The sequence below is a fragment of the Kangiella sediminilitoris genome (assembly GCF_001708405.1).
Classification (GTDB): domain Bacteria; phylum Pseudomonadota; class Gammaproteobacteria; order Enterobacterales; family Kangiellaceae; genus Kangiella; species Kangiella sediminilitoris.
In genome coordinates, this window is sequence record NZ_CP012418.1 from 988,409 (window position 1) to 1,011,460 (window position 23,052).

Sequence of the window (23,052 nt, forward strand, 5' to 3'; positions counted from 1 at the left end):
GATGAAGCTAGTTACTTTCGTAAGCTTCTTTTTGCTTGTTTTCTAGACTTTTAGGGTCGCGTTTTAAAAACCAGTCTTTTATTCCACCAAGGAAAACGTAAAGACAAGGAACCCAAATCAATGTAATTACCGTAGCAAATACGATACCGAAGGCTAATGATACTGCCATTGGTATAACAAGCTGTGCTTGTAAACTTGTTTCTGTTGTTATTGGAAGTAAGCCAAAGAATGTAGTTAACGATGTCAAAATGATCGCGCGGAATCTTCGAGTACCTGCGTTTACTGCTGCATCAATTCTCGACATACCTTCAGCTCTTGCTCGACCAATAAAGTCGACCATCAGTAAGCTGTCGTTTACTACAACTCCGGATAGAGCAATGAGGCCAAAGAAAGAGAACATGCTCAAGTTTAAATCAAGGATAAGGTGACCCACCATGGCTCCGATAATCCCAAACGGTATTGCTGACATAACAACAACTGGTTTCGAGTAAGAGCGTAGAGGTATGGCCATCAACCCATAAATTAGGATAAGTGCAATAATGGCTCCGACAAAAAGTTCAGTCTGAATTTTTTGTGCATCCTCGCTTGAACCTCCCAACTCTAATTTTACAGTAGGGTGCTGCGCAAGAATTTTAGGGATAACATTCTGCATCATATCTTCGTTTATTTCTCCAGATGTAATCGTAGCCTGGGGGCTGACATCCGCGCTGATACCATTGGCTCTGACTCCGTCTATTCGCGAAATTCTAGAAAAACCTTCTTGAACTTTATAGTCTGCAACATCAGTAAAAGTTACATATTCTCCTGAAGGAGTACGAATAGGCATTTGCTCCAAGTTACCGATTGAGCGACGGTCTTCTAATGGGTATCTAACAAAGACCTTAACTTCTTCATTGTCCCTTAAGAAGCGCTGTGCTTCTGAGCCATAAAATGCATTTCGAACCTGCTGCGATAGACCTTGAGTAGTTAGGCCCAAGTTGTAGCCATGAGGCTTAACCTCTACAACAATTTCCTCTTTGCCGCCTGATAGATTGTCACTAATATCATAAACACCATCATACTCAGCAAGCTTAGCTCTGATTTTCTCAGTGACAATTTGAAGTTCATCTATGTCGGTACCAATCAGTCGATAGCCCACACCATCACCGCCGGGACCGCCGCCACCGCCACCAAAACTTATTTCTTCAATGGCGGGAAGAGTACCAACCATATCTCTCCATTGGTCGATAAGCTTGTACTGATGAATAGGGAGGTTTTCACTCTTAACCAGCTCAGTCCACATGTAGGCTCCAGTATTCTCACGAGTCCACATAAATGCATGCTGGTAAACACCGATACCGTGCTCAGCCTCTACTTCTTCATGAAGCTCGTTCAACTTTTCCCATACAACTTGAATGTTATCCATCGCCTGTTCAGCTGTTGCACCTTCAGCCATTTTTATTTCTACGAATACCCCATCATTTGGTATTTGAGGGAACATAGAGGTTTTGACCCAACCACCACCTATGAATCCGACAGTTGAAACAAATAGCAGACAGATAAAGCCTATGATGGTTAAGCCCCTATATTTAAGCAGGCGTGTTAACCCTGGTTTATAGACGTTGTTGATGAAGCGCGAAAGCGATTCTTTAACTTTCAGTCTTATTGTGCGGAAGAAGTTTTTAACTGCTTTAATTTTCGGATTTTTAGTATCCTCAATTTTGTTTAGCTTCATGTGAGCCAAGTGAGCCGGCAAAATCAGCTTTGACTCAACCAATGAGAATATTAAGCAGAACATGACGACCAGACCTATCGAGGCCATCGCATTACTCCAGGGCCCACTAAGCGAAAGCATAGGATAGAATGCTGCTATCGTGGTCAAGACACCAAATGTTGCTGGAACGGCGACTCGTTTAGAACCTTCCACCACACTGTCAATACTGTGACCTTTTTCCTCGATGGATGCCCATGCGCTTTCAGCAATAATAATGGCGTCATCGACCACAATCCCCAGGACCAGTATGAATCCGAACAGGGTGATCATGTTGATGGTCATGGCGAAGCCAGGATAGATATACATTAAAGCGAATGAACCCAGGAAGCATAGGGGGATACCAATCATTACCCAGAATGCGAGCTTGAATCTTAAGAATAAAGCCAGGACCAAAAATACTAGAAGTACACCTGCAAACATATTTCTTTGCATTAAATCTAGACGACCTTCGAGATAATAGGTGCCGTCCGCCCATGCATCCACGGAAATACCTGCGGGAAGTGTCTGCGTTTTTTGATCAAGGTAATCGTATATTTGATTGGCTATGAGTAAGTCGTCTGACTCTAGAGAGGAACGAACTCGCAAGCTTACTGTTGGTTTGCCATCAAACCTTGATAAGAAATTCCACTCAGCAAAGCCATCATCAATAGCAGCGATATCGGCTAATAGAAGTGTTGTTCCGTCTTCACGAGTGATTAAAGGTATCTTAGCGAAGTCATAAGCATCATAAGCTTGGTTTTTGGTCCTTACCAGGATATCTCCACCTAAGGTTTTAATGGTTCCGCTTGGTAAGTCCAAAGAGTGACTGCGAATAGCGTTCGATACATCTTGTAACGTTAAACCATATTTTCTTAATTGATAATCACTGACCTGAATTCCAACTTCATAAGGTCTGGCACCTTGTACCTCAACAAGACCAACGTTAGGTAATGTAAGAAGCTCGTCACGAATATCATTTGCGTATTCCTTCAGCGTTCTTTCGTTAGCATCTCCAAAAACATTGAGTCGCATGACTTGCCGCTGCATACGGTTTTCATAAATTACAGGTCGCTCGGCAAGGTCTGGGAAGTTAGGGATGGCATCAATCCTTACTTTGATTTCGTCCATTACATCTGAAACCTCGTAGTTATCTTCGATTTCGATGTTGATACTCCCTGAGCCTTCACTGGCTGTAGAGCGGATCTCTTTGATGCCTTCTATTTCTTTGATGTTTTCCTCAATCAGTATGACGATTCCTTCTTCTACTTCCTGTGGTGCTGCTCCAGGGTAGGGGACTTGGACACTGACGGAGTTAGTCACGATGTCAGGAAAGACCTGCTGGCGCAAACCGAATAGAGCCATTACACCAGTGACAATTATAAATATCATTAATAAGTTCGCAGCAACAGGGTTGCGAGCAAACCATGCAATAATTCCGCTATGTGTGTCGTATTGCTTAACCATATGCGAATTCCTTATTGATTGGTGTTACTGCTTTGCATCGCAGTTTCGTTGTTTGCCGCATCAGTAGCATCGACCTGAGAGTCCACGCGTTGAACTTTCATGCCATTTACAGGGTTGTGGACAGGAGACGTAATTACTTCATCACCAGACTCTAAACCGCTTTCAATATAAATGGTGTTTGCCTCGGTTCTTGCTAATGTAACTTTCTGAAGCTTTACTTCGCTCTCATTCTCTAAAACCAGGACTGTATCTCCGAAGTATAATGCCTGACGAGGTAGAGCAATTAAGTTTTCTTTTTCGATGCCTGCTATCTCAGCTTTGACAAAAGCTCCGAACCTAAGTGGCGGCGTTTCAATTTCACTGTCCAGGTTGTATGGGTCTTCAACTTGTGCCACAAGATATGTCAGGCGATTACTCTTTTCTACCACACCCTCAGTTCTGATTATTTTCCCGAACCACTGCCTTTCTTTACCGGCAAAAGTTCCTGTTAAGCGAACCTCTGGTGGTTGCTTGAAGTCAATCATATCTGGCAGATATAGGAATGCTAGTTCCTGGTCGGGTACTGGTAGTCTTATTTCCGCTAACTCAGTGCCGTATAATGTCGCCACTTGGCTGCCAACATTTACATACTGTCCCAAGCCTACTGTTTTACTTTGGACTAAAGCGTCAAAGCTAGCTTTTACTTTTGTTCTTTCCAGGTCTCTCCTTGCTCGCATAAGGTCCGCTTCAGCAGACTGAACTGCTGCTTTGGCTTGGTTTAATTGTGGAAGTTTAAGAACTAAAGGAGAGGGCTCCCCTTTACCAATTTTTTTCCAGTCTTTGCGGGCCTGGTTAGTTCGGGCTTGTGCGTCTTGTAGATTCGCTTGTGCCTGGGCTAAAGCAGCTTCTCTGCTTTTTACATTAGCCACATAGTTTGCAGAATCGATGTTAAATAGAACTTCTCCTTTTTTAATAAAGGCGCCCACTCTAAAGTTGTCAGACACATTGGTTACACGACCACTGACTTCTGCCACCAGTGTAGAGTTTTCTACTGGCAGTACCGGGCCTTGGCTCGCGACAATAAACTGAATGTCTTTGGCCTCAATTTTCTTTGTGTTAACAACAACAGCTTGAACAAAAGGTTTCTTTTTGGGTGGCTCTGGCTTCATCATAATAAGCGCTGCGATTAGCGCTATTGAAGTCCCAACCATTGATAGTCCAATTAATATTCGTTTTGTCATAAAGCCCCGCAATGTACGTTTCTGTACTCATACCATTTGATACAATCATTATAGGCTTTTGATATATCAGAAACTAATCATTTGTAATGACAAAAGGTTAACAAATGTTACAGCTGACACGTCATGACATAAAAAAAGGCGCTTAAAAGCGCCTTTAAATCAGATGGTTACTGAGTTATGTGTTTTTGCTATTGTTTTTCATTAAGCCATTGGTGCAACCAATTATTAACCACATGGTGCCATTGAATGCTGTTGTTTGGTTTGAGTACCCAGTGGTTCTCATCTTCAAATACTAACAGTTGGCTTGGTATACCCTGACGCTGTAGAGCAGTGAACGTGCCCAGAGATTGGGTTTCGGGAACTCTGAAATCTTTTGTCCCTTGAACCACCAGCATTGGTGTTTGCCATTTATCAACATGATGTACTGGGTTAAATTTTTCATAGTTTTCAGGTACGTCAAAATAGGTGCCACCATTTTCCCATTCAACAAACCATAGCTCCTCAGTCGCATAGTACATCATGCGGTTATCAAAAATGCCGTCGTGGTTTACCAGGCATTTAAATTGTTCCGGCCAGTTACCAGCGATCCAGTTAATCATGTAACCGCCATAAGAGGCACCAAGTGCGCAACTGTTTTCAGTATCAATGAAAGAGTAGGTGTCTTCTATGTAAGACATACCCTTCTGTAGATCTTCAAATGGTTTTCCACCCCAGTCGCCAGTAATCGAGTCTGTGAACTCCTGACCGTAACCAGTCGAGCCATGGAAGTCGATCATGACCGCAACAAAGCCCTGCCCAGTATAAGTCTGAGGATTCCAACGGTAATGGAAATGATCACCAAAACTTCCCTGAGGACCGCCGTGAATTAAAAAGGCAAGTGGGTATTCTTTTTCAGGGTCAAAGTCTGCCGGTTGGACGACATAACCATAAACAGTTTCATCGTTCCAACCTTTAAAGCTGAATTGCTCATAGTCGCCAAGTTGTAAATCAGACATGGCCTTTTTATTAACCTGAGTAATTTGAGAGCTTTTACCCGTTGTTAAGTCCATGTGGTACAGATCGGCTGGATTCTTTAAGTCATCATACTGATATATCAGCTTGTCAGAACCCACACTAACAGCGCCGACATAGCCTTTTTCGGTTAAGAGTGTCGGTTCACGACCTTCAATATCAAACGACCACAATGATTTTTTGCCAATATTATTACCTGTTATGAATAATTTCTTTCCGTCATGACTAAAAGCGTAAGAAGAAACCGAGCGATCCCATTCAGCAGTAACGTTAGAAACTTCACCAGAATCCAGGTCTTTAATGTGTACTTGTAATCGATCTGCTTCAAAGCCTGGGCGATCCATAGCAAGCCATGCCAGCTTGCTGCCATCAGGACTAAATACCGGCTGAGTGTCCCAGGCCTTATTGTCTGATGTCAGGTTTGTTATTTCACCGCCATCGATTGAAACCTGATACAGGTCAAAGTTAGTTGAGCGAGACTCTTTTTCATCTGCAATACGTAAAGTGAAAACAACAGTCTCACTATCTGGACTGATGGTATATTCTTCAGCGCCACCGAAAGGGTTGGATGGAACATTACCATCGAGCTGATGGGAGAGGGGAGTGACGCCAGTTGTACCTTTATCAGATAGCTTGGCGCTAAATAAACGGCTTTGTGTACCATCTAGCCATTTATCCCAATGACGGACAAAGGTTTTGTGGTAAAGCTTGCCAGTAGCTTTGCGTTCCTTTGCCTCTGCGAAGTTTTCCTGGCTACACAATAGTGTTTTACACTCAGGAAATACTGTTGCGCTGAATACGATATAGTTATTGTCCTTTGATAGTTTGTAAGTATTGATATCAACTGGAAGATCAGATACCTGGACAATGTTATCTGTCTTTAAGTCATAGCGGTGAAGTTGATTAGAACCACTTCGGCTTGATAAAAAATATATCGACTGACCGTCAGCCGACCAGATTGGTGTGGTATCGGCCGCCTGGTGCTGTGTTATTTGAACCGTCTCTCCACCGTTGGCAGGAACTGTATAAATGTCATAAAGGGCTTTATCGGCTTTTAAGTCCGTGGTTCGCAACTGATAGGCGACAGTTGAGCCGTTAGGCGATAGGGTGGCGCCACTTACTCTATTAAGAGTAACAAGATCCTCGGCGGTAAAGTTTTTTGCATCAATGGACGGCTGATATCCAGCCATAAAAGCACCTGCTAGCAGCGCTAAGTATTTCATATTCATCAACTATGCTCATTTATTCATATTGTGACAAAACTATACAAAGCTTTGTCGGGCAAGTCGATATTTTTGCTCAAATTGCAGTTGACAGGACCCGACCTCATGCTAAAATGCGCGCCTGTTTGGGGCTATAGCTCAGCTGGGAGAGCGCTACACTGGCAGTGTAGAGGTCAGCGGTTCGATCCCGCTTAGCTCCACCAATTTTTATTACTGCTTTGTTGGATACTCAGTCGTTTATTTTAATAAACTTCCTTCGTATCCGCCGCGCATTAACTAAAAATACATTAGTTTTAAAAGTTTTGTGTCCCGTTCGTCTAGAGGCCTAGGACACCGCCCTTTCACGGCGGTAACAGGGGTTCGACTCCCCTACGGGATGCCACATTAAAAAGCTCGACCACTTGGTCGGGCTTTTTTTATGTCTGTATATTCTGTATGGGGGTGGACTGTTTCCTAAAAAGCTGTTCAGGCTACGACATATCTTTTTAGTCGAGTTCTTTAATAAATTCGCGCGTTAGTTCTCTTAATTTTTTGATTTGAGAGCTGATTTCTTCCTCCGAGCGGGTATCTCTATTACCCAGCTTCGAATGATGGAAACTCCATGCGGATTTTAGCGTTGTGGCTTGTTCAGCGAAGTTTTCGGGAAGAAGGGCCGATAGATCTTCAATTAGTGCTATATTCCCCCAGCCCTCAATTAAACTTTTATCATAATGTCGCTGCCATTCTTGTGACTTAACGTCAGGGGCATTAAAGTGCAGGTCATTAGTAATACTTTGCAGCTCACCCAGTTGCAGAATAAGCTCAAACGCAGCATTGCGAAAATTTCTATTGAGCTCACTGGTGGAGCTTCGCCAGGTATTATAGGTTAAAGCAATGACTGCGATAACCAGACCAATTATCGCCAAGCTGTTATTCTTCAGTTGTTGTGTAAACGTTTTATGCCTGCTCATACAGTTACTATATCTCAATAAATAGATATATGACTACTGAGAGTCACAGTGCATATAATTCTGATGGAGTAGTTTGGCTCAAGTAAATTACATCACAAGTTTTCCTTCTACATAGGCAACAGACCGTTTACAGAATGAAAAATAACCAAAGTGATTGATATTAGAACAAAAAATAAAAAAAAACGTCGAAAACTAAAAAAAAGTGCAATTATGCTTTGACAAACGTCCCTGATAACATTATTATTTCGCCCGCGTTGGAGGCATACAGTAACAAACGCCAACAACAACAAGTTTTGTGTCCCGTTCGTCTAGAGGCCTAGGACACCGCCCTTTCACGGCGGTAACAGGGGTTCGACTCCCCTACGGGATGCCACATAAAAGAAACCTGGCTATATGCCAGGTTTTTTTATGTCTACATTTCCCGTAGCGGAGCTTTTAAACATTCGATGACCGCCATGCACTGAGTTTGTTCCCAACAAACACAGTATTCCCGCCATCCCTGGCGGTCAGATAGCGGAAGTGCCGAAAATGCATGGATGCAATTTTCGGCCTCCCCTACGGCAGCTTTCTATCACTGTCTATAATCTGCGGTTTAATTTAATGTTCATTTCCCCTGAAGGGGCTCCTTTTGGTCGTTTATACGAGCAAAAAACGAACCAAAAAACTCGCCCCAAAAGTTAGACGCTTACGCGTTTCCCTCATGCCACAAAATTACTGTTCGTGCCGCACCACGGGCATTCCTTTCAGTCACCACGAAACTTCCCTGTTTCGTCTTGCTAAATTGGGCTGTCCATGCCCAATTTACACGGCAATTTTGTGCCATGAGGCTAACTTAAAAGGGGGGGCTTGCCGTTGCCTTCTTAATTCTCAGAAATTATTTTTATGTATATAAGAATATTAGGGGACGCTCTTCACTCACTTCCCACAACCCATTGATTTTGCGAGTATTCATAAAAACAAGTATATTGTTAATGTTCGCTTTATAGGGGTATTTCCCGCCAAACAGAACATTAAAAATAAAAAACAATTAATTCAATAAGATACAAGCCATGCGCTGTATTCTTATGTTAGCTTCTATAGGAGAATCATAAAAAAAATGGGCAAATTTATTATAGTTACTACTTTATCGGCTTTAGCGCTGGCAGCCTGTAGTTCAACACCGACTAGAAGCGTCACCAACTACCAGGCACAAGGTAATCTAGAATCACCTAAGCCATCTGGTTGTGTAGAAATTAGCAAGCTTTCAAATGAGCAAAACCCGGTAGATATTTTTACTGGTCTAAATATCTGCTTATCTCAAAATAACTATGAAAATGCGGCGGAACTGTATTTTGCTGGCATGGCTTACGGTTACTTTGATACTAAGCGAGTTTCCGATAAAACAGCGCATCAGGCAATCAGTGTTCTGCGTATGAATACTTTTAGCTCTCAATCACAAGAATCTATGGAAAAATTGCAATCAGAAATAACAAATATTTTGTCAAGCAATGCTGAGCTCTGTAAAAAGCTATCTAGTTTAGGCGCTCCTGAATATAAGCCAACTTATATGCTTCAACATGGCATGGGCGCCTTTACCGGCCAAAGCACAAATGATGACCTTGTAGAAAGTTTCGATGCGGAAGTTACTTGGGAAGAGTCTTTGGCTAAGATAGCAAAATGTGGTCAAAGCTAACAAACGGTTGTAGGCGCCGCGAAGAGCACGGCTGGGACGACTTACGCTGCGCTTCAGCCGCCACTAAACCTGTCTTTATGGCATACGGATAGTAAAGAGGTAAGGATATGGCACACGAGGCAGAAATTTATCCTCATCACGACTTATTCAATTTGGCCTACTACCATCTTCAAGTTATTGAACAGAAGCAGCATGCAGAAACGCCGGACTCTATCGCGTTGGATTGTATGAGCTGTCTGTTGGCGCTGGGTTTGACCGTAGAAGCGTTGATCAATTTTTCAGGAGAGGCGGTCGTTCCTTCATGGGATGAACGAGATAAGTATCATGTCAAGCTCAGAAAGGTTTGTGAGAATTTGGGCTATAAATTTAATGAATCTGAGGAGCCTTTTAAAACGCTCAAAGAGCTAAAGATGATCAGGGACCGCATGGCTCACGCTAAGCCAATAAAAAGGGAAAGAGAAATCGCCTCGCTGGCAGAAATTGATCAGTTATTGGCGAATGAATGGGATCCTTATTTAACGCCTGAGCAGGTGACTAGCATTTATGAACAGGTGGATGCTTTCGAAAAAATGATATATCGAAATCCGGCTATCCAAGAAAATGGGATTCTGACCTGCGCCTCAGGTTGGTCTGGGGATTTAAAGCCATAACAAGTCACGGAAGACGGACGCGTTACTCCTATCAAAATATCCCTAACCAACTATTAATTAGCCTATTCTTTTCACATATTGTATCATTCACTCATAAATTCTAATTGAGAATCATTCACAATGATCGAGTCTATTATTAACCGTGTTTCATGCGGACGTCTGGAAGCGCCAGCTCCTTCAGAAGAGCATTTAGAGCTGATGTTCAAGGCCGCTTTGAGAGCGCCTGATCATAAAGGGTTGAAGCCTTGGGAGTATATTGTTTTTGAAGGAGAGGAAGCGCTTAATCGTTTTGGCGATTACATGCTTCAGGCGAGCTTAAAAGATAATCCTGAATTAGATGAAGCTGCCCAAGAGAAGTTAAAGAAAAAACCTCACCGAGCGCCGATGGTTGTTGTGGCAGTAGCTAAAGCAAATAACCACCCTAAGGTTCCGCACATCGAAGAAGTGCTGTCTACAGGTGCCGGAGTTCAAAACCTGATATTGGGAGCTTATGACCTTGGTTATGGCGCATACTGGCGTACAGGTAGTTTGGCCTTCAATGACCACATGAAAGCGCCATTAGGACTGGATTACGAGGATACGATCGTTGGTTTTATTTATCTTGGCACTCCATCGGTAGAGCTTAAGACGAAGCCTATTCCTGAGGTTGAGAATTTTGTGAGGAAGGGTTGAGCCTTCCTTCACAATTTATGAATTGGTAACTCCGATTACCAGCATCTTTTTAATCTGCTCGACAATCGCTTTTATCACGTCTTTATCATATTCCTGAATTCTTGGGGTATGGATATGCCCGGTAGGCACGGTTGTTCCCAGTTTATTTCCAAGATTCACGGTTCGGTAGGAGATTTCGTTGGACAGATAGCCGCCACCGCCGCCACGAACGGCAACTTCCCCCTTAAGCTCATCAAGAGTGTTTGGCTCAAAGGTTTTATTTAAGGTCGTAACTTTGCGGTTATCATTAATTTCATAAGGCCCGTCAGCTTTCATCATCGCTTCATAGGGTAACGAGTACTCAACGAACTCGGGTCCCTGCAAAAGCTCTTTTCCCTGTTTAGGAATGAGAGGGGATTCGTCAGAACCACCTGAGTAGAGATTGTTGTTGTCTGGCGCTGAAGCTGAGCGACGTCGGCCGGGGAAGTGCTCCAAATCAAAATTTTCCCGTCCCATGCTGATAGTCGCCAACATATCAATTGAGTTATTCTTGAGGTAGGGCTCAACAACTGTTTCAACTGAGCCATCATCAAAGTCCTGGTAGCGAACTGGGAACATGGCTGACTGGATTTCGATGACTTTACCGTCATGTTCGATCCGTTGGTTATCCAGTCGCAGTGCAGCAACTCCCGACGGATTACTTTGCTTGATATTTCTGTCCAGAAGAAAAGGGTCGAAACCTGTAATTAAAATTTTAACATTAGAGTCATTTTGAAACTTAATATCGTTGTAGCCACGAGAATGGTGTTCAACCATGGATATGAGTTGTTGAACCTGCTTTGATGTTAAACCTAGAGACTCTCCTCGTAATCGTAGGGCCTTGGTCATTTTCAACCGAGCCCAATAAAGCGGACGATCGTCATAACTTGACTCTGTATGTTGTAAGTCACTAGTGGCCTTATCCCATAGAGCCTCTGCATACTTTACGGTAAGCTCTTTTGCCGCAGAAAAGTTTTCGGTCTCCTGAAGTTGGCTAGAGAAAGACTCTGCCTGTTCATCATAGCGGTTCACGATTTCAGGGATTACGTCATCGGCTTTATACAAGCGGATTTCTTCAACGGTAATGTCGATAGAGGCATAGGAACTGGCTGCCGCAAGCATTAAACCGGCGGCGAGAAGAATATTGTTCATCTGATTAAAAGCCCTTCCAAATTTTGGATGTTTTTTCTTCGTAGTCTGGGTTGTCACGCTTTTCGTTAATCTCGTCGTATTTCTTTTTTTCAGCTTGGCGGGCAGGGGAGTCCGGATGAATGGTCTCATCCAGCTCTTCTAGGAATTGGGTAATTTCACTTTTATAACCAGATTTAGTTATGGTCTTGTTTTTTTTCGACTTCTTTCCTGTGCTCATAGTGAAGGCTCCCCGGTTGGTCTATGATGACTATATCAGCATATAAAAAGGGCTGCAAAAATGCAGCCCTTAAACTGTTACTCAATGTAACTGAATAACACTATTTAGAACTTAACGTTATTCGGTACTCGAGGGAATGGAATGACATCACGAATATTCGCTACGCCTGTTACGTAGGACACGCAACGATCGAAGCCTAGACCAAAACCTGCGTGTGGAACCGTACCGTAGCGACGCAGGTCGCGGTACCACCAGTAATGTTCAGCCGGTAATCCCATTTCTGCAATTCGCTTGTCCAGAACATCCAGTCGCTCTTCACGCTGTGCGCCACCAATGATTTCGCCGATACCCGGTGCCAGTACGTCCATTGCGGCAACGGTTTTCTCATCGTCATTCAAGCGCATGTAGAAGGCTTTAATGTCTTTCGGGTAGTTCATGACTACGGTCGGACGGCCGACATGCTCTTCTGCGATGAAGCGCTCGTGTTCAGATTGTAAATCGATACCCCATTCGACAGGGAACTCGAATTTCTTACCCGACTTTTTCAGGATATCAATAACGTCGGTGTAATCCAGGCGTTCAAACTTGTTATCGATAACGTTACGTAGGCGGTTGATACATTCACCATCGACACGCTGCTGGAAGAAGGCCATATCGTCTTCACGCTCGTTTAATACGGCTTCAAACACATAGCGCATCATCTCTTCCGCTAAATCGGCGTTATCGTGTAAATCTGCAAATGCAATTTCAGGCTCGACCATCCAGAACTCTGCCAGGTGACGGCTGGTATTGGAGTTCTCTGCTCGGAACGTTGGACCAAAGGTGTAAACCTTAGACATAGCCATTGCATATGCTTCAACGTTTAGCTGACCTGATACCGTCAGGAAAGCTTCACTACCGAAGAAGTCTTTGCTGTAATCGATATTGCCTTTGTCGTCTTTCGGCAGGTTCATTTGATCCAGGGTACTGACACGGAACATTTCACCGGCACCTTCTGCATCAGAAGCGGTAATGATCGGAGTATGAATCCAGTTAAAACCGTTTTCATGGAAGAAGCGGTGTATTGCCTGTGCTATGGAGTTACGTACACGTGTCACCGCACCTGTAATGTTGGTTCTTGGACGCAAGTGTGCGTTGTCACGCAAGAACTCCATGCTGTGACGTTTTGGCTGCATAGGGTAAGTGTCAGGATCCTCAACCCAGCCAACGACTTCAACCTGAGTCGCCTGGATTTCATAAGATTGACCTTTACCTTGCGACTCGACCAGCTTACCCGTAATTTTTACGGCGCAGCCAGCAGTCAGCTTAATAACCTCAGAATTATAATTCTCAATATTATTGTCGACTACGGCTTGGATAGGATTAAAACAGCTGCCATCATGCACGTTGATGAATGACAACCCAGCTTTTGAGTCGCGACGAGTGCGAACCCACCCTTGGACGGTGACCTCTTCACCAATGCCTGGTTTCCCCGCAAGGGCATCGACAATAGTTACTAACATAGTGTTAAGCTCCGTTTCGGCTTATTAGGTTATTGTGGTTACGTGTTATACGTTCAAAAAAGAAGGGGTATTGTATTAGAACTTTAATTTGCCTTCCATTTTTAGGCGAAAATTGACTGCTTTTTTTTCGTTATCGGTAAAATTATGCCAGTTTAGTACTTCTTCAAAGGTTCTCCCGCATCCTCGGCAGACTTCATCGCCCAGAACCGTGCTACAGGTACCGATGCAAGGTGAAGCGGTGGGGCTACGTTTGCCTTTGGCCGAAATTGACACTTCTTTAGATCTCCAATACTTATTTTATTAACAATACTGGCATTATGTTACCGTGAGAATTGGCGTATTGCTAGTGGTCTTTAGCTGATTTTGACACTATATCTAGTTATTTCTGCTGGTTATATGCGAAGGCCAAGAATGCACTTGTATTGGGGTAGTTTGTAAGTTATTGTGCGCAAAATATCTATTTAAACGTCTAAAAGTCCATGTTTGAGTTAGAGCCCAGTCAAATTGAAGAATATCGAGAAGATAAGCCTGCTTATTACCGCCTTTTGGGTGCACAACTAGAGGCACTATTGGGGGAGGATACCAATATGGTGACCAATATGGCCCAGGTCTCGGCATTTATATTCCAGATGTTGCCGGATCTCAATTGGGCGGGCTTCTACCTGACTAACCCGGAAAAATTTGCCAGCCTGATATTAGGGCCATATCAGGGGAAAGTCGCCTGTGTGCATATTCCATTTGGTCGAGGTGTCTGCGGTACTGCTGCTGAAACACGCCAGACGCAGTTAGTCAGAGATGTCGATCAATTTGAGGGACACATAGCCTGCGACGCAGAATCTCAAAGCGAGGTTGTGGTTCCCCTGATTGTTGATGGACAGGTAAAAGGAGTACTGGATATCGACAGTCCCGTAAAAGGGCGGTTTGATATGGAAGATGCCCAGGGTTTTGAGTTGCTGGCCAAGGTCTTCCTAGATAAAACCAATTTGGCTTAGGATTTACATAACTAGTTATTGGTATAAAAAAACTCCCTATAATGGGAGTTTTTTATAAATTGGTGTGATGGACTAGTTATTACTGTCTGCTTCCTTTGAGCTGGTCTCATCGCTATCAGCTTCTTTATCGTCCGATGGCTGCGAGGTGTCACTAGTTTGTATTTCCTCATTTGACTCATCTGGCTGATCGTTTTCTTGCTCAGACTGATCCTGGTCTTCATCCGAGGAATCTCCACCATTTTCAGGTTCTTCTTCAGGCGCAGTCTCTTTGGGTTTCTCGACTAAAGATTCGTACTCCTTTATCAAAGCTTTGGCACCCTGGTTATTCTCGTCGAGCTTAACGATATTTTCTGCTTCATCAACGCATTCGGCATAACGTCTGGCGTCACACAGTAAAATGGCTTTTAGCTGTCGCGCTTCAAGGTATGTTGAATCTCGCTCAATCAGTTCATTGAGAATGTCGAGGCTTTGATTATCATTACCAAGCTCAGATTCTAGCTTAGCTAGCTCATACGCCGAGTGTAGGTTTTTATCATCAAGTTCAAAAGCCTGTCTGTAGGCTTCCTTGGCTAAATCATACTGACTCATCGCCTTGTGCGTCTGCGCTTTAAGTTCATAAGCTGCAACGAACTTAGGGTGCTGCTTTATCAGCGAGTCAGTTACGGAGACGGCTTGCGCATAACGTTCATATTCAAAAAGTGACTGAGCATAAATAAATGCCACGCGGCGACTTTCCGGATAAATGTTATAAGCATGCTTAAGGCTCTGGAATCCTGAGGTTATTTGCTTGTTCTTAAGCTGAACTTGACCGTTAATAAGGTGTGCTTCGGCACTGTTAGGAAGTTTAGAAGCAAGCTCTGAAGAAAACTCTTCTGCTTTTTTGTACGCTTCCTGTTGGAACAGAATGCGTGTGTACTCAAGCTGGCAAGGCCAGCCAACCAGAGGATCTTCGAATAAGTCCTGATCGAATGAGCGAACGATGTCTTTCTCATTCTGTATGACGGCTAGCTTTATACGTAAATAGTCGTACAGTTCATCATACTTAAAGGATTTTTCGTCCCCGATATCCTTAACAAGGGATTCAGCCCGGTCATATTTTTCATTACTTAATGCCTTGACTAAATCAATCAACATTTCTTCATCATCGTTTGATTGTTTAACCGAGCCAAGTGATTTGTCCGCGGCTTCCAGATCGCCCGCAGCCAGATAGTTAATACTCTGCATTAAGGCTGTCTCGGCAAGATCGCTGGAGCGTTTACGAGCTTCTTTATAATCCTTAGCTGCATCGGCGAACATCAGTTCTGAAAACAGGTAATTCGCTCTCTTTAAAGCCGGCAGATAACGATTGGGAGCTAAGGAAATGGATTTCTGATACGTTTCCAGCACTTCTTTCTGAGAATATTTTGGTAACTCCTGCTGTGCTTCAGCAAGTTTCAACCAGCTAGTACTGTTGTTAGGCTGATACTCAATCGCTTTGGTGTAGCTTTTAACTGCATCTTCATACTTTCCAAGTTCATAATAGGCTCGGCCAAGATTACGGTATGACTTGGATTTTCGTCGACTGCTTGTGGTGCTGATTGCATACTTGAATGCTGTGACGGCTTTTTCATACTGTTTATCTTCGAGTAACAGCAGGCCATAGTTAATAGCACTTGCCTGGTGATGAGGAAATCTCTCAAGCTGTTCCTGGTAGGCTTTGATTGCTTCATCATTCTCATTGTCTTTGGTTAAAGCTAGGGCATAGTAGAAGCCTGGTCTCTCTTCATGACGTACTTCCCTTGGCAACTTGCCGATGATTTTATGAGTGCGTTCATAATCACCTTTGGCAAATAGCTTTAAAGCAGCTTTAAACAAAATTTCATTTTTGTCTTTTTCACTAAAGCCTTTTAATGGATCAATTCGATGGATTCGCCAAAGAACTTTTTTGTAGACATCGGTTTTAGATAAAACCAAGGTCGTTTCCTTAACCACTTCATCGGTAATATTTTTATCGCTGCCATTACTACCAGGAGCAGGAGCTGGAACATCGTATTCATCATTGTCATTGGTCGAGTCAACGCCTTCACTGGTACTGTCATCGACTTCAATCTGAATCAAAGTTCCTTCGTTTAAGACTTCACGCTCATTGTGCTCGACCAAGACTAGAATTACAGTCAGAGCGAGCGCTATTAGGCAGAGTGCGGGTGCGGAGATCCCTTTATTGTATTTATATTCGGTCACGAGCTGTCTCCATCTCTCCAGAGAAACCTTTGTGCTGGACATTTTGAATTTCAAGACCCGGACGGCCATTCACTTCCAGTACCATTGGTCCCAGTTTTTCATCAATACAGATATCTACTCCAATATATCCCAGTGGGATCGCCTTCTGAGCGTTCTGAGCGATTTCTTTTATCTTGTTCCAGAAAGGTATCTGATGGCCTAATAGTTGGGAGCCTGAGTCTGGATGTTTATCCAGCTGCTTGCCCTTGAAACTACATTTTGCTGTTAAGCCGGTTTCGATATCAACACTAAGGCCTATGGCTCCCTGATGCAGGTTAGCTTTGCCCTCAGACAACTTGGTAGGAACACGCAGCATACAGCTGATAATTTCCTGATTACATAGTATGACCCGGATATCACTTAACCCAAGATTAGCAATTTCAGAGATTCGGTGATGCTCAATCAGTAACGGCTCAATGTAAGCCGTGTCAGGCGCTCCGTCCTGGGCGAAGTTACCCGTAATAATTTCTGAAACATGATAACGAATATCCATCAGGCTAAGGCGTTTGCCAGAGGCAGTAACAAAGGTGCCATCATCGTTATTCACAATGACCAGAATACCGTTACCCTGTGATCCTCTATTGGGTTTTACGACAAAGCTTTTGAAGTCTCGTAAATGCTCCACAAAGTCGTCCAAATCCCTGAAACTATCACACATATCCAAGGTTTGTGGCACAGGGACGCCTTGCTGTAGTAACACTTTTTTGGTTTCTATTTTATCAATGGCTAGTTGAAGCAATTTACGTTCGTTCAACTGATAGACATAATCCCTGTTGCGCTTGTTAATACCCAGCGTATTATTTTGAGTATTGATCTTTTTAAAGCGTAAATACTCAGAAATCCTAAGTCCTGTCCACTGGCCAATAAAGATTTGTGCGGCCATCACAAGTAGTAAGCTTTCAGGGTAAAGTGCAAAAAAGCTCTGCAGCGTAATTGATGAGAATGCCAGATAGCACAGCGATATCATCACGACACTACCGAGGCTGGTTATGAACAGTTCCCGCCAATTATTGTCCTGAGTCATATTGCTCAGACGTTCTGCGATGAAGGAGATAATGACGACTGGGAACAGGGTCATCATACCCATCTGTAATGGTGTCTGATCGCCTAGCACCATGAAAATAGCAATAAACAGCATGGTGTTTAAGGTGATAATCGCTGCGAGTCTCGGGATTTTGAGTAGCTTATGTCTATCAAAGAAAAGCTGGCCTAGCCACGCGGTCAAAAGGACACCGACAAATCCTCCCAGTCCCATCCAGAAGCCAGTATAGATACAGGCTGCTGAGACCAGCATTGGCATGAAAATACCGAACGTTTTTACTCCTAAAACATTACGCGCGAAGGAAATCAAGAATGCGACAAATGGGAACAATAAGAATATCCCTGCCGTTTTGTTTTCGATACCAATTTTGGCTAACAGTGAAGCTGCATTAAAGAATGCTCCTTCGTCATTATCAAAACGCAGGAGTGGTGCGGCTATATGCTCACGCTTAATATCGAAAATATAGTCAAAGTTGATGTTGCGGGTATGACTAAACAATGCCTGATCATCAATGTATAGCTCCAGATAATGATGAGGTATCTGAGCGAAGTAATCATTCAAGGGATCAAAAGGGACCCAGTGTCCTTGAATATATGCTTCGACCCATTGATGAGAGGTTTTCTTTTTGGTTGTTTCCAGTATGACGCCACCAACTAAGCGAGTCGGTATGCCGTTCAAACGGGCTAAAGCTGCAAACAGTCGGCTTTTGCCATTACAGCTGGCTCGTTTCAGAATCATGGTGGTAATGGCGTCTGTGGTGCCTTTAAAGGGGGCGCCTTCAATTTCGTTATAAGTATAGTCGTGTATGGCTTCGAGAGTAGAAAGTAGCTTTCTTTCTTTTGGTTGTATGTTCATCCACAGTTCTAGAATTCGAGGATCATTCACCTGAATAAATTCTGTGGGTTCCAGCCATCGCTTGAGATGAGGAGGATAGTCGGTAGGAATATCCAGCTCAGGATCAATTTCATACTTTTGTTCACGCGAAGAAATAATCGCATTGTAGCGAATGGGTGTCGTAGAAAATCCTTTCCAGATTCCCTGTCGGCCAATTAAGGATTCGTCATTGGTAAATTCCAGTGTTCCCGACTGTAAAGACTCATTGATAACTTCCTGGCGATCATTGGTCAGAGGCAAATAGGTTCGAGTAACAATATCCTCATTCGCCGCATCAAAAGACATAGTCAATGAGTAGCGGTGGAGCAACTCTGCTCCCAGCTGTTTAACATGTGATGGCTGCCACCAGAAATGCAAGGCCAGCAAGGTAAGCCCAATAAGGGCAAACCATACAGAAGGTTTATTTAATTGTCTTACTATACTCATTCACTAATAGCCACAGGTTGACTAGATAGCAGGCGCATCCTTGACCTTTCTACTAGTGTAAATTTAATGCTGGCGCAATTTTAAAGCATTAGAGCGATATGAATGTGAAAAAGCTCACAAGTTACTAACCGTATCATTCTATTAACTCCATAGAAACTTTACGAAATCACACCAAATCTGAGCTTTGACGCTACTAAGCCATATTAGTTCCATTCTACACTGTTTTGCAAAAGACGCCCGATATTGTACCGGGCGTTGAAGATTCCATTACAGATGAAAATTAACGGCTTTTAAAACTTCTGGAGGAAGCTCTGGTAAAGAAGAGCGTGGGATAAGGAAGGTGGTTAAATTAAACAAATCCCTGAAGAAGCGGTTATTTTGAGTTGTTTGCTTCAGGTAGTCGTGCCCTGATGAGCCCCCTGTACCAATTTTTGTGCCCAGCATTCTATGAACCATAGTGGTATGGCGGTAACGCCAGGTAGTAAAGTTCTCATCAATTTCTACCAGGCCCTGTAACAAGCGGAAAGGGGAGTTTAACATCGGCTGCTCGCGATATAGATTGATAAATAGAGCGCTTAAAGTGGCTTCCTGGCTCAGGCGGAATCTGCCCTGGTCTTTTAATTCCTGGTATTTATCTTTATCAAACAGAGCATCAAAGTTTGCGTGGGTATTGGCGAGGTCATTGAGCTGGAATGTTTTTTCGGCGTCAGTCAGGTAGTCTGCGTCTTTGATAACTTTTTCATCGTGATTAAGCATTTTCTCGACGGCATCTTTATACATCTGCCAGAACTTAAAGTCGCCAAACTCAAGGAAAGGCATACGTTCAAGCCAGTTCTCTATAGCGTCGAACAGACTAGGTTGCTCTTCAAGATCCATGAGATAGTTACGGTCTTTTTCATTAAGACGATTATAGAATGACTTCTTATCAAAATTGATGCGGAATTCAGACTTCAAACCTAAAAGAATCTCGAGTTCCTTAAACTGAATACTTTGAAAGCCGGAAGCAGGGATTAAATAATCACGGAAATCCAGAAAGTCCAGCGGGGTCATTGTTTCGAGAATATCGATTTGATCGACCAGCACTTCTTGAATACGGTGAATTCTTTCTATGCGTAAGTTAACAGTACTGAGTTTATCCTCACCAACATGATCTTTGGAAAGCACGGGCAGGATGGCATGAATTTCGTGTAGTATTTGTTTGAACCACAGCTCATAGGCCTGATGAACAATGATGAACAGGGTTTCATCGTGAGCTTCATCACCATAGTTTTTGCTCTCAGGGTGCTGGGCATCCAATAATTTATCAAGTTGTAAATATTCCGAGTAATAACAAGGCTTAACGTTCTTTTGCATATTCCACCAGCTTTAATTATTTCTGAGTTATTCTGTATCGATATTTATGTTTTGGTTGCTACTTTATAACAGGCAAGGTTATGGATAGTTGTTTAGAGTGTGTGCTCGACAAGTATCATCCCTAACAAGGCAAAGTAAATTGCACCCAAAATAAAAAACGGGAGTGATTATTAACCACTCCCGCTTGATTATAGACATTTCAAAAAAATAATGTCAGCAAAGATTTTAACTTTTTTGAGTTAAGCCCCGGCCTTTATTTTCTCGAATTAATATCAACATAATCTCTTGCTTTTTCACCAGTGTACAACTGACGAGGACGACCAATCTTACGACTTGATTCACCCATCATTTCATTCCACTGTGATACCCAGCCTACGGTACGAGATAGAGCAAAAATAACCGTGAACATATTGGTTGGGATTCCAATAGCGTCCAGAATAACGCCAGAGTAGAAATCTACGTTTGGATAGAGTTTCTTCTCAACGAAATAAGGATCTTCCAAAGCAATTTTTTCAAGCTCTAGAGCAACCTTAAATGTTGGGTCGTCATTCTTACCTAATAGCTCTAATACTTCGTGAGCACTTTCACGCATAACTTTAGCCCGAGGGTCGAAGTTTTTATATACGCGGTGACCAAAGCCCATTAGGCGGAATGGATCATTTTTGTCTTTCGCACGAGCTACATATTCTGGGATGTTCTTAACATCACCGATTTCACGCAGCATGTTCAAGCAAGCCTCGTTGGCGCCGCCATGTGCTGGCCCCCAAAGACAGGCAATGCCTGATGCAATTGCTGCGAATGGGTTAGCACCTGATGAACCTGCTAGACGAACTGTCGATGTAGAAGCATTCTGTTCATGATCGGCATGCAGTACGAAGATACGATCCATTGCTTTAACTAGAACTGGATCTGGTTTCCAATCTTTCTCTGACGGCATGCTGAACATCATGTTCAAGAAGTTTTCTGCTAGGCTCATATCGTTATTTGGATAAACGAAAGGGTGGCCTACTGAGTAGCGGTAGCACATTGCAGCGATAGTTGGCACTTTAGAAATCAGGCGTAGGGCGCTGATATCACGGTGCTTAGGATCGTTAATGTCCAGCGAGTCGTGGTAGAACGCAGACAATGCACCAACTACAGATACCATGATTGCCATAGGATGAGCGTCACGACGGAAGCCGTTAAAGAAGCTCATCATTTGCTCGTGAACCATGGTGTGGTTGTTGATTTTAGCCACAAATTCTTCGTATTGCTCTTTACTCGGCAGTTCGCCATTGAGCAATAAATAGGCAACTTCTTCAAAGTTTGAGTTATCCGCTAGCTGTTCGATTGGATAACCGCGATAAAGTAGCTGTCCTTTGGCGCCATCAATATAAGTGATCTTTGATTCACAGGCACCAGTAGATACATAGCCCGGGTCGTAAGTGAAATAACCCGCTTTCCCTAATGCACCAACGGCAACGACATCTTTACCTAGACTCGGTGAAAGTACCTCTAGGGTGAGTTCTTCGCCATTTGGTAGGCTAAGTTTAGCTGTTTTATCCGACATATAGTCTCCTCGGGACAATAAATTGCTTACTTTTTAATCTAAAAGCTAGAGAGGCCACACATTCTACAAAATTTTGAATCATTTTCATAAATTAATTTTATGCAGTTTTCTATTAAGCCATAAGAAATAACAATGACCATTAAATTGGTAGGGGAAATAATTGTAATCGGCGACAAGCACTTATATAATTTCGAACTGAACTATGTATCACTGGGGAGTTCGTCGGGTAAATCGTTTTTTCTGGGTCGAACATATGTTTTACTGTTGTAGAAAATCCCGACGAGAACATTAACTCACGCCTCTTTCGACCAAGGCACAAATTTAAAAGATACGTTGTGATTAAAAAGAGACCTAAAAACTTAGACCTTACTACGGTAAGTTTCCCTGTACCTGCAATATCATCAATCTTGCATCGTATTACAGGTGTTGTTCTATTCATCGCTGTGCCAATTCTTTTATGGATGCTGCAAAAGTCGCTTGATAGTGCCGGTTATGCCGAACTACAGGCTATGTTTTCAGAATCTATCGTATGGCAGTTTATCCTTTGGGCTATTTTGACGTCTGTTGCTTATCACGTCATTGCAGGTGTTCGTCACTTGTTAATGGATCTGGGCATTGGCGAAACGCTTGAGGGTGGCCGACGCGGCGCTTGGGCTGTGTTGTTACTTTCTGTCATCTCAGCAGTATTATTAGGAGTATGGGTATGGTAACTGCCGTTACGAGCTTGGGCCGCTCTGGCCTGCACGACTGGGTGTTGCAACGCCTTTCAGCGGTAATCATGTTGGCCTACGTTATTTACCTGGGCTACTTTTTTGCAACAACACCAGAGATTACGTTTGCTGCCTGGCAGGGCTTGTTCGACAGCACCTTTATGAAGGTGTTTTCATTATTAGCCTTGTTATCAGTTGTGGTTCATGCCTGGATTGGGTTGTGGATCGTTTCAACGGACTATATGCCTAAAGTAGGCATTCGTATCGTTTTCCAGGCGATTGTTATTGTGATATGTCTTTCACTTATTGTGTGGGGCATCCAGATATTGTGGAGCTTATAAAGC

At 43.2% G+C, this 23,052-nt stretch carries 18 protein-coding genes and 3 tRNA genes; 9 read left to right on the plus strand and 12 right to left on the minus strand.

The features are described 5' to 3' along the window. Positions 1–7: 7 nt before the first annotated feature. The 3 genes from KS2013_RS04665 to KS2013_RS04675 form a co-directional block, all read right to left on the minus strand. Positions 8–3,196, minus strand: a complete 3,189-nt coding sequence (locus KS2013_RS04665) for an efflux RND transporter permease subunit (RefSeq protein WP_068990438.1) — start codon at positions 3,194–3,196, stop codon at positions 8–10. An 11-nt stretch (positions 3,197–3,207) separates the two neighbouring features. Beyond that, positions 3,208–4,416 carry an efflux RND transporter periplasmic adaptor subunit gene (locus KS2013_RS04670; RefSeq protein WP_068990440.1) on the minus strand — a complete coding sequence of 403 codons (1,209 nt, stop codon included), beginning with the start codon at positions 4,414–4,416 and terminating at the stop codon, positions 3,208–3,210. Positions 4,417–4,604: 188 nt separating this feature from the next. Next, the gene (locus KS2013_RS04675; protein ID WP_068994400.1) at positions 4,605–6,650 is read right to left on the minus strand and encodes a S9 family peptidase; all 2,046 of its coding nucleotides are present in this window, start codon (positions 6,648–6,650) and stop codon (positions 4,605–4,607) included. Between the two features lie 127 nt (positions 6,651–6,777). On the opposite strand from KS2013_RS04675, the gene KS2013_RS04680 reads away from it, so the two are divergent. After that, a tRNA-Ala gene (locus KS2013_RS04680) sits at positions 6,778–6,853 on the plus strand. A gap of 103 nt (positions 6,854–6,956) precedes the next feature. Next, positions 6,957–7,032: transfer RNA gene (locus KS2013_RS04685), tRNA-Glu, on the plus strand. A 103-nt stretch (positions 7,033–7,135) separates the two neighbouring features. Here the strand turns inward: KS2013_RS04685 and KS2013_RS04690 are convergent. Next, a complete protein-coding gene (locus KS2013_RS04690; protein WP_068990444.1) occupies positions 7,136–7,600 on the minus strand; it encodes a hypothetical protein in 465 nt (154 codons plus the stop codon). Positions 7,601–7,897: 297 nt separating this feature from the next. On the opposite strand from KS2013_RS04690, the gene KS2013_RS04695 reads away from it, so the two are divergent. The 4 genes from KS2013_RS04695 to KS2013_RS04710 all read left to right on the plus strand — a co-directional run bounded on the left by KS2013_RS04695 (position 7,898) and on the right by KS2013_RS04710 (position 10,594). Beyond that, positions 7,898–7,973: transfer RNA gene (locus KS2013_RS04695), tRNA-Glu, on the plus strand. Between the two features lie 723 nt (positions 7,974–8,696). Beyond that, positions 8,697–9,272 (plus strand): hypothetical protein, encoded by a 576-nt coding sequence (locus KS2013_RS04700; RefSeq protein ID WP_083217787.1) that lies wholly within the window; start codon positions 8,697–8,699, stop codon positions 9,270–9,272. 107 nt (positions 9,273–9,379) lie between these two features. Continuing rightward, on the plus strand, positions 9,380–9,922 hold the full coding sequence (locus tag KS2013_RS04705) for a hypothetical protein (RefSeq protein ID WP_068990447.1): 543 nt from the start codon (positions 9,380–9,382) through the stop codon (positions 9,920–9,922). Between the two features lie 120 nt (positions 9,923–10,042). Further along, on the plus strand, positions 10,043–10,594 hold the full coding sequence (locus KS2013_RS04710) for a nitroreductase family protein (RefSeq protein WP_068990451.1): 552 nt from the start codon (positions 10,043–10,045) through the stop codon (positions 10,592–10,594). 15 nt (positions 10,595–10,609) lie between these two features. Here the strand turns inward: KS2013_RS04710 and KS2013_RS04715 are convergent, their stop codons facing one another. From KS2013_RS04715 to KS2013_RS04730, 4 genes are all read right to left on the minus strand, one after another. Beyond that, positions 10,610–11,764, minus strand: coding sequence for a C15 family peptidase (locus tag KS2013_RS04715; RefSeq protein WP_068990454.1), 1,155 nt, complete (start codon positions 11,762–11,764; stop codon positions 10,610–10,612). Positions 11,765–11,768: 4 nt separating this feature from the next. Beyond that, positions 11,769–11,981, minus strand: a complete 213-nt coding sequence (locus KS2013_RS04720; protein WP_068990458.1) for a CBU_0585 family protein — start codon at positions 11,979–11,981, stop codon at positions 11,769–11,771. A gap of 104 nt (positions 11,982–12,085) precedes the next feature. Then, positions 12,086–13,483 carry an asparagine--tRNA ligase gene (gene asnS, locus KS2013_RS04725; protein WP_068990462.1) on the minus strand — a complete coding sequence of 466 codons (1,398 nt, stop codon included), beginning with the start codon at positions 13,481–13,483 and terminating at the stop codon, positions 12,086–12,088. 75 nt (positions 13,484–13,558) lie between these two features. Beyond that, entirely contained in the window at positions 13,559–13,756 is a 198-nt protein-coding gene (locus KS2013_RS04730) for a DUF1289 domain-containing protein (RefSeq protein WP_068990467.1), read from the minus strand. A 206-nt stretch (positions 13,757–13,962) separates the two neighbouring features. On the opposite strand from KS2013_RS04730, the gene KS2013_RS04735 reads away from it, so the two are divergent. Next, positions 13,963–14,475 (plus strand): GAF domain-containing protein, encoded by a 513-nt coding sequence (locus tag KS2013_RS04735; protein WP_068990470.1) that lies wholly within the window; start codon positions 13,963–13,965, stop codon positions 14,473–14,475. 72 nt (positions 14,476–14,547) lie between these two features. On the opposite strand, the gene KS2013_RS04740 is transcribed toward KS2013_RS04735, so the two are convergent. The 4 genes from KS2013_RS04740 to gltA form a co-directional block, all read right to left on the minus strand. Next, a complete protein-coding gene (locus KS2013_RS04740; RefSeq protein WP_068990473.1) occupies positions 14,548–16,695 on the minus strand; it encodes a tetratricopeptide repeat protein in 2,148 nt (715 codons plus the stop codon). After that, positions 16,682–19,096, minus strand: coding sequence for a sugar-transfer associated ATP-grasp domain-containing protein (locus KS2013_RS04745; RefSeq protein ID WP_068990476.1), 2,415 nt, complete (start codon positions 19,094–19,096; stop codon positions 16,682–16,684). Before KS2013_RS04745 ends, KS2013_RS04740 begins: the two co-directional genes overlap by 14 nt. Before the next feature lie 267 nt (positions 19,097–19,363). Beyond that, a complete protein-coding gene (locus tag KS2013_RS04750) occupies positions 19,364–20,449 on the minus strand; it encodes a tryptophan 2,3-dioxygenase family protein (protein WP_068990479.1) in 1,086 nt (361 codons plus the stop codon). Positions 20,450–20,702: 253 nt separating this feature from the next. Next, on the minus strand, positions 20,703–21,998 hold the full coding sequence (gene gltA / locus KS2013_RS04755; protein ID WP_068990482.1) for a citrate synthase: 1,296 nt from the start codon (positions 21,996–21,998) through the stop codon (positions 20,703–20,705). Positions 21,999–22,333: 335 nt separating this feature from the next. On the opposite strand from gltA, the gene sdhC reads away from it, so the two are divergent. Both sdhC and sdhD read left to right on the plus strand, forming a co-directional pair. Then, positions 22,334–22,708, plus strand: coding sequence for a succinate dehydrogenase, cytochrome b556 subunit (gene sdhC, locus KS2013_RS04760; protein ID WP_068990485.1), 375 nt, complete (start codon positions 22,334–22,336; stop codon positions 22,706–22,708). Next, entirely contained in the window at positions 22,702–23,049 is a 348-nt protein-coding gene (gene sdhD / locus KS2013_RS04765) for a succinate dehydrogenase, hydrophobic membrane anchor protein (RefSeq protein WP_068990488.1), read from the plus strand. The genes sdhC and sdhD overlap by 7 nt, the downstream gene beginning before the upstream one ends. The last annotated feature ends 3 nt before the right edge of the window (positions 23,050–23,052 follow it).

Bases quoted from the DNA above. Each gene is read 5' to 3' on its own strand.
- KS2013_RS04750 (WP_068990479.1), bottom strand. From the start codon at position 20,449: ATGCAAAAGAACGTTAAGCCTTGTTATTACTCGGAATATTTACAACTT.
- KS2013_RS04705 (WP_068990447.1), top strand. From the start codon at position 9,380: ATGGCACACGAGGCAGAAATTTATCCTCATCACGACTTATTCAATTTG.
- sdhD (WP_068990488.1), top strand. From the start codon at position 22,702: ATGGTAACTGCCGTTACGAGCTTGGGCCGCTCTGGCCTGCACGACTGG.
- KS2013_RS04670 (WP_068990440.1), bottom strand. From the start codon at position 4,416: ATGACAAAACGAATATTAATTGGACTATCAATGGTTGGGACTTCAATA.
- asnS (WP_068990462.1), bottom strand. From the start codon at position 13,483: ATGTTAGTAACTATTGTCGATGCCCTTGCGGGGAAACCAGGCATTGGT.
- KS2013_RS04710 (WP_068990451.1), top strand. From the start codon at position 10,043: ATGATCGAGTCTATTATTAACCGTGTTTCATGCGGACGTCTGGAAGCG.
- KS2013_RS04720 (WP_068990458.1), bottom strand. From the start codon at position 11,981: ATGAGCACAGGAAAGAAGTCGAAAAAAAACAAGACCATAACTAAATCT.
- KS2013_RS04735 (WP_068990470.1), top strand. From the start codon at position 13,963: ATGTTTGAGTTAGAGCCCAGTCAAATTGAAGAATATCGAGAAGATAAG.
- KS2013_RS04715 (WP_068990454.1), bottom strand. From the start codon at position 11,764: ATGAACAATATTCTTCTCGCCGCCGGTTTAATGCTTGCGGCAGCCAGT.
- KS2013_RS04675 (WP_068994400.1), bottom strand. From the start codon at position 6,650: ATGAAATACTTAGCGCTGCTAGCAGGTGCTTTTATGGCTGGATATCAG.
- KS2013_RS04700 (WP_083217787.1), top strand. From the start codon at position 8,697: ATGGGCAAATTTATTATAGTTACTACTTTATCGGCTTTAGCGCTGGCA.
- gltA (WP_068990482.1), bottom strand. From the start codon at position 21,998: ATGTCGGATAAAACAGCTAAACTTAGCCTACCAAATGGCGAAGAACTC.
- KS2013_RS04745 (WP_068990476.1), bottom strand. From the start codon at position 19,096: ATGAGTATAGTAAGACAATTAAATAAACCTTCTGTATGGTTTGCCCTT.
- KS2013_RS04665 (WP_068990438.1), bottom strand. From the start codon at position 3,196: ATGGTTAAGCAATACGACACACATAGCGGAATTATTGCATGGTTTGCT.
- KS2013_RS04690 (WP_068990444.1), bottom strand. From the start codon at position 7,600: ATGAGCAGGCATAAAACGTTTACACAACAACTGAAGAATAACAGCTTG.